The sequence below is a fragment of the Streptomyces sp. NPDC051976 genome, from assembly GCF_040680795.1.
Classification (GTDB): domain Bacteria; phylum Actinomycetota; class Actinomycetes; order Streptomycetales; family Streptomycetaceae; genus Actinacidiphila.
Window position 1 is genome coordinate 1 of sequence record NZ_JBFAXL010000126.1, and the last position, 7,039, is coordinate 7,039.

At 70.0% G+C, this 7,039-nt stretch carries 2 protein-coding genes and 2 pseudogenes; 1 reads left to right on the plus strand and 3 read right to left on the minus strand.

Annotation, left to right across the window (positions count from 1 at the left end; genetic code table 11):
• Nucleotides 1–2,837, minus strand: a 2,837-nt coding sequence (locus AB0M29_RS44695) for a tetratricopeptide repeat protein (RefSeq protein WP_365393518.1), incomplete at its 3' end; no start/stop codon positions are given.
• Between the two features lie 14 nt (nucleotides 2,838–2,851).
• Nucleotides 2,852–3,190 (minus strand): trypco2 family protein, encoded by a 339-nt coding sequence (locus AB0M29_RS44700; protein WP_365393520.1) that lies wholly within the window; start codon nucleotides 3,188–3,190, stop codon nucleotides 2,852–2,854.
• A gap of 109 nt (nucleotides 3,191–3,299) precedes the next feature.
• On the opposite strand from AB0M29_RS44700, the pseudogene AB0M29_RS44705 reads away from it, so the two are divergent.
• A pseudogene (locus AB0M29_RS44705) lies at nucleotides 3,300–3,401 on the plus strand (IS5/IS1182 family transposase); the annotation flags it as partial.
• A gap of 899 nt (nucleotides 3,402–4,300) precedes the next feature.
• On the opposite strand, the pseudogene AB0M29_RS44710 reads toward AB0M29_RS44705, so the two are convergent.
• A pseudogene (locus AB0M29_RS44710) lies at nucleotides 4,301–4,507 on the minus strand (XRE family transcriptional regulator); the annotation flags it as partial.
• Nucleotides 4,508–7,039: the final 2,532 nt, after the last annotated feature.

Sequence of the window (7,039 nt, forward strand, 5' to 3'; positions counted from 1 at the left end):
GCGGCTACAACCTGCCCACGCCCAACCGCCGACCTGAAACCGACTCGAAACCGGTCACAAGATCCCTCCCCACACCACGTCGGTGGATCGAGGCTAAGGTCCGCCACGTCCAGGAGGGTCCGCACGTAGTCCCGCTGTCGAGCCTCGGGATCGGAGGGGTTCAGCTGCCGTCGGACAGACATAACCTCCCGGAGTGGCTCCCGCACACTGGTGAAATCGCCGAGACCGACCAAGATCTCCGCGAGGTGGCCCAATGTGGACCCGAGTTCGGTGAGATAAGCGTCCGGACTGTCCTCAGCCGCCGCCCGACGGACGTGCAGGGACTCCCGGCCCGCTTTCAGCGCCTCGTCCAGGTGCCCGGCCTTGTAGTGGTGGCGTGACAGCGTGTTCAAAGACCGGGCGAGATCGGGGAGTGCTTCGGCGTTACGGGAGGCCAGTTCACGGCGCAATTCAACGGAGGCCTGGGCCTTGTCCAGTGCCTCGTCGAGGCGGCCGGTGGCGGCAAGGCCGTAGGAGAGGTTGTTCAGCAGCCCGGCAAGAGCGGTCGTACTGTCGTAGTTGGGGTTCTTCGCCCACCAGCCGGAAAGCTCCGCGAGGGCCTTCTCGCCCTCTGCAACGGACTCATCGGCGCGTTCGAGCGCGTAAAGTGCTTGGGTCCTGCGGTCCAGCAGCATTCCCCTGAGCAGGGCCGGGGCCGTGGGCACAGTGTCGAGGAGAGCGAGCGCCGACGCTGCGGTGGCTAATCCCTCCTCACGGTGCTCGGCGGCCAGGAGCCTCGTCGTGAGGTTGAACAGGGCGCCCGCGCGCTGCACCGGGTCACCGGCCGAGCGTTCTTCGGTGATCTCCGTCAATCGGCGCAGCAGTCGTACGCTCCAGTCGGCCAATGCCTGGGTCAGGACGGGCGTCCGTAGCGCGAGTTCCTGCAATTGCTCGGATGGCAGCAGTTCTTCGGCCAGGATCACGTCCAACGCGTTGATCAGCAGCGCCGGTTCCGCGCTGCGCGTCGCCGCCCCCACCAGACGGGGCGCCAGTGTTCCCGGGGAGTTCCGTACCGCCGTCCGAAGGATGTCCGGCAGCCCGTCCGTCCAAGCCGCGGCCCTGCTCAGCGCCACCAGGGCGTTGACCATCTCCCTGTTGCCCAACTCCTCGACGAGTCGCAGGAAGATCTCGGGCTCCTCCACCACCCGGGTGCCCACCAGATACTCACCCAGAGTGTCGGGTTCCAGAGTGCCCCACTGCCAGGTATCGCCGTCGGTGGACTCGGGCCGGGGATACAGGTCGCGCAGCCAGTCGGCGACCGCGTGGCGGACGGCTTCCGACTGGTCGCCAAGGCGCGGCACGCGCGTGAGGATCGCGTGAGCGCGGTCGCGGGGAACGGGCCCCACCAGCGTGGCGGTGACGACCGCGTTGCGCAGGGCAGCATCCCCCACGCTGTCGAGGGGTGCCCTGCGGGAGGTCTTCCGCCAGTACGCGGCCTCGTGCAGGAGCAGGGTGTCCTGCGCATCACGTACGGTGGTTGCCGCATGGGGCGCCAGAAGGCTCGCGAGAGCCGCCATATGGATCTCCAGCACGGTCCTCGGCGGACGGCGCAGTGCCGTGTCTGCGGAGGAGGAGAGGTGCGTGGAGAGGCCTAGCCTGGCGGCCCCGCGGGCGAGGTCGGTTCCCGCCGTGCGGAACGCCTCGCGCACGTCGATGCCGAGCGACTCGGTACCGGTGATCGACCAGCGCCGCACGCGCCCGGCGAGATCGGCTGCCTCGGGGCCGCTCTCGCGCACCTCATCCCACCAGCGGCCCACCGCGCGGGCGATGAGCAGCACCCGGAAGGGAATCCCGCGCGGGCGGCGGACTACGTCCAGCAGTGAGCAGACCTGCTCGACGCGGCTCTCCGCGTAGTCGACGACAAGCAAGACCGGGGCCGTGGTCCGGGCGAGCATGCGGTGGTGCCGCACGTTCTCGTGGCGGGTCAGATGCACGATCGCGTACCGTGCCGCCGTCAGCCGGTGCCCCAGCTCACGGGCGATCCGGGATTTCCCGGCCCCGCCGGCCCCGGTGAGTAGGGCCAGTGATAGGTCGTCGCCCTCGGTGCTCCACGCGGTCATCTCGGCCAGCAGTTCACGGCGCCCGGAAAACCGCACGGACTCGGCGCGGGGGTGGAGCAGCGAGGCCACGGACCGGGGGACCAGCGGGGTCGCCGCCTCCGCGCTGTCGGCGAACTCGGCGGGCTCCAGCTGTACGCCCCGTTCGGTGTGCCGGTGGATCAGCTCCCGGAACCTGGCGTCGGCCAGCAGGACGTACGCGGGGACGGCCTCCAGCCTGCTGTGCGGCCAGCCCGGAAGGTCCGCCACCGCGACGCCGATTAGGAGGCCGTGGCACCAGACGGCCCCGCCGGACATTCCGGCCCAGGGTGACCTGTCCGCCGAGCCGACCGGCGGGTTCCCAGCCATGTCCAGCACGTAACGGTCGGTCTCCACCGACTCCAGTGGGTCCACCGCGCCCCGGAACACCCCGGATCCGACCCGTCCATCGCGTCCGGCCAGCGCGGAGAACCCAAGGACGGTCACCTCGGACGGGTCCGACGTCACGAGCGTGCCCCAACGCACGGGGTCCGGATCCGGTACGAGGTCGGCGTCGGCCAGCAGCAGGGCCGCGTCGTACGGCCCGTCGGAACGGGCCCAGACGACTTCGCAGCGGACGGGTGCGCCGCGGGGAGTGCGGACGACCGCGTGGTCCAAGGCGCCCAGAACGTGCCTGGCGGTGAGGACGAGGCGCGGGCCGAGTACATAGCCGGAGCCCTGTCCCGCGGCCTCCACCAAGGCGGCCCGCTGCCGCTCCTCCATCGTGGCTCCGGCACTCAGCGCCCGAAGGCGGAGTCCAGCTCGCCGACCTCAGGTGGTTTGTTATTGCTGATCAGGAGCGGGCTGCCGGAGGCACTCTTCGGAGTGAGGACGAACTTCACGCGGTGGGTGTCCTGTTTCCCCGCCTTGCCTGTGACGTCAGCCGACACCACGGCGCTGAAGATCCGGCTGACACCGACCTTCGCTGTGGCCTCCTTCGTCAGCGTGACGGCGAACTCCAGCTCGATCGGCCCCACCTCGAACTGGACACCGCTTGACGTACCCGCTGCCGCCGCGCTCAACAGCTCGTCCCGCAGAGCCTGGACCGCCTCGCCCACCCCGATGTCGTCCGCCACGACCGCCCCCGCTCTTGCCGGAACTCTCTCTGCACCAGTACACCGCTGGACACCCTACGACGACAGGGTGTCTCAATGGTCGGTTCAGCACTTATTCGGGTGCGCCTGCCAGGCGCTGATCCCGCTGATGCGCGGCATCCCACCGATCCGCTCCCGCTACGGACCCCGGCGCCGCCGTCCGGCCAAGCTGCACGCAGACAAGGGCTACGAACCCACCGTTGCCGAAGTCAACGCCACACTGACCTCGTCGTCCAGACGGATCATCACTTCACGCGAACAACTAGCCGCGCTCGTGGCCGAAGCACTCGACGACATAGCAAAGGAAGTACGCACAGACCGAGCCGTACGAACGCAGTTGTAGCACCGGCAGCGTCCGACGAACACGTGGGACGGCTACGTACCGAAGGAAGAGACCGAGGTCTCGACCTGGCTCTCCCGAGAGCTGAAACGTCGGCTGATGCAACGGGTCGCAGTGCTGCGGGAGGTCGAGATCAACCCGCGCCTGGCACACATCCCCGGTGACGTCCCCGACCTGAGGGCAGTCACTGTGACAACGACCGTCAGGCACTGTCCGTGCCGGCCGAGGTCAAGTGCAACTGGAACAGGGAAGTAGCCACCGCCCTCCGCGACCAGCTGGGCCGACGCTACCTGCAGGGCCCCGAAGGGACCGCCGGGGTGTACGTGGCCGTGTGCATCGGCGGCAGCTCCTGGCACAGCAGCGACAGCCGCCGTGCCCAGGCGGCCCGCCGCCCGTTGGAGGGCTTGCGTGACACCCTCCGCGGCCACGCAGACGATCCGGCCGCAAGGGCATCACCGCCCACATCTGCCTGATCGACGCCTCCTTGGAACCCGAGGCACCGCAGCCGACCATAGATGCGCGGTGACGCGCCCTCCGGCCGCCCGCGCCGCCAGGTCTGGTCTGCCCCGGCCGCCCGGGTGCCCGCGCAGCGCCAGGGCCCGTGCGCCCCGGGGCTGGGTGACCGCTTCCCCCAGCCCAGCGACGTGTCGTCGTGTGTGGTCGCGACGGCACGGGCGGCTCCGGTTGCCGCCCGGAACGCACGCCAAAGGCGTGGCCCCTGAACTTGCGTTGCGGGGCCATGCCCTTGGCGTCGCCGGGTCGTTGCGCGGCCGCCAGAGCGTGCCCCTGAGGTAGCGCTCCACCGTGCGCGGGGTGACCCCGAGGCAGACTGCCGCGGCGCGCGTGGAGCCCTTCTCCGTCTTGACCAGGAATCGCATCCGCGCCTGCGCGGACTGCGGGATCGGCCGGGTTGCGGTGTTCGCGATCGCTCGGGCCAGTGCGTCGTCGATCTCGCCCACCGCCCAGAACAAGAGGTGCATGCCTTCGTGCTTGACCATGCTGGGCGAGACACCGAGCCGGAAAGTACCCGGAGCCGACTTGCCGACCGCGTCATACGTCAGGACGCCCAGCGGCAACGGCCCCGCTGATAGGTAGACGGCGCAGTCCGACAGCAGCGCGATCGGCAACAGCACGTCCTCGCCGAACACCACGGCGCCGGTCGGCGCGGTGCCGCTCTGTGTGGCGAGCGCGGTCCTGAAGCCACGCCACCGCCGGCTCCCTTCTGCCGCAAGCTATGTGCATGGGCCTCTTAATGAGCAACCGTCACCCATACACCAGCCCAGAATCCGCAGTAGGAAACCCTATGTACTAACTCAGGTCTGCCCGGACAGTCTCAAAGATCCCGCCCCGACGTCCCGCATGAGTCCGGGCACAGCTGCGGATCCTGCTAGCGGCGAACGGCCCGGGCTCCTCTGCCCACGAATACCACGGCGAATGCCAGCACTTGACTGAAACGTCCGGTGACAGGCATCTCACCCAAGTCCGCGCACCACTGCTCGGAACGCCGCAGTACCCGGAGACAACTGAGACCCGACGCACTCGCGCCACACCCCCGTCGCGGTCGCTGACGACACCCGCCCCCAAGCCCTGCCACACTGGCAACATGAGTGGACACCGAGTAGTCCAAGGGATTGCAAAGTCCTCCGAAGCCCGCAGGTGGTAGAGGGTTCTCCCCGCGTAGGCGGGGGTGGTCCGGTGTAGGTGCATTCGTGGTGGAACCCGCCGGGGTTCTCCCCGCGTAGGCGGGGGTGGTCCGCTGACGGGCGCCGGAACCGCGCCGCCGGGCCGGTTCTCCCCGCGTAGGCGGGGGTGGTCCGAGCGGCGTGCAGAACGCCGGGCGCCGCCACGGGTTCTCCCCGCGTAGGCGGGGGTGGTCCGAACAGCCGCTTCACCAGCCACACCGCGAAGGCGTTCTCCCCGCGTAGGCGGGGGTGGTCCGTCCGCAGGTCTGGGCGCGCGCGGTGGCGCTGGGTTCTCCCCGCGTAGGCGGGGGTGGTCCGATCTTCATGGGGGTTCCGTTTCTGCTGGTGGGGTTCTCCCCGCGTAGGCGGGGGTGGTCCCCGATGATCTCGGTGAGCAGGTTCTGCACCGGGGTTCTCCCCGCGTAGGCGGGGGTGGTCCGAATCGGCGGGCGATTATCGCTATGGCGGTGTCGTTCTCCCCGCGTAGGCGGGGGTGGTCCGACGGCCTGAGCTGGGTGCCCGCTGGTGCACCCGTTCTCCCCGCGTAGGCGGGGGTGGTCCGCGGGTCGGCGGGTTCGCAGGGTGTCCGCTGCTGTTCTCCCCGCGTAGGCGGGGGTGGTCCGATCACGGCGACTCCCACCCCCCTCCCCGTCAGGTTCTCCCCGCGTAGGCGGGGGTGGTCCGTTGCGGCGGTCCATGCCCAGGCGCGCGGCCAGGTTCTCCCCGCGTAGGCGGGGGTGGTCCGGAGGCACCCGTGCTCGCCGAATCCGCCCGCCTGTTCTCCCCGCGTAGGCGGGGGTGGTCCGTCCTGATCCGGCGCCTCGCCGCCGCCGACCAGGTTCTCCCCGCGTAGGCGGGGGTGGTCCGGTCTGGGCAAGGCGATGGTCAGCGCGGTGTCCGTTCTCCCCGCGTAGGCGGGGGTGGTCCGGAGGCACCCGTGCTCGCCGAATCCGCCCGCCTGTTCTCCCCGCGTAGGCGGGGGTGGTCCGGTCTGGGCAAGGCGATGGTCAGCGCGGTGTCCGTTCTCCCCGCGTAGGCGGGGGTGGTCCGTAGTTGATGGCGGCCGCGATGCCCGCCTGGAAGTTCTCCCCGCGTAGGCGGGGTGGTCCAGGTCGTCCCGGGCGATGGGGGCTGACGAGTTCGGTTCTCCCCGCGTAGGCGGGGGTGGTCCAAACGCCGACGCCGACGCCGCGTCCGTCAAGGCGTTCTCCCCGCGCAGGCGGGGGTGGTCCGGGTCCGGAGACGGCCTGTCAGGTCTCAGGACGGTTCTCCCCGCGTAGGCGGGGGTGGTCCGCTGCACGCCGAAGACCCGGAGAAGTATCCGGCGTTCTCCCCGCGCAGGCGGGGGTGGTCCGTCGCCGCGTTCGGTGAAGTCGGCGTCGGTGCCATTCTCCCCGCGCAGGCGGGGGTGATCCGTACGCGGCGATGCTCGCGGCGTCCCGGGCGTAGTTCTCCCCGCGCAGGCGGGGGTGGTCCGGAGGACCGGTCCGACTTCAGGGTCGTCCTGGCGTTCTTCCCGCGCGAGCGGGGGTGGTCCGTCACGCTCGTTGGCCACGACGGCTCAGAGCGTGGTGGTGAATCGGGTGGTGTTCGGTGGGGCCGTGTCGGGGATGCCTCGAACGTTCATGCTGGCCGTTGGGCGGGCGTAGACGAACGGGCCTCTTGGTAGGAGTGCGGTTGTCGAGACCAACCCTCCGGCCCAGGAGGCCCGTTGCTGTATCAGTTGACCATCTGCGTGCCGATCGGTGCCACTTCGGACACTCTGGCGTGTGACTGTTACGTTCACCAGTACGGGGCGATCGTTTCCGG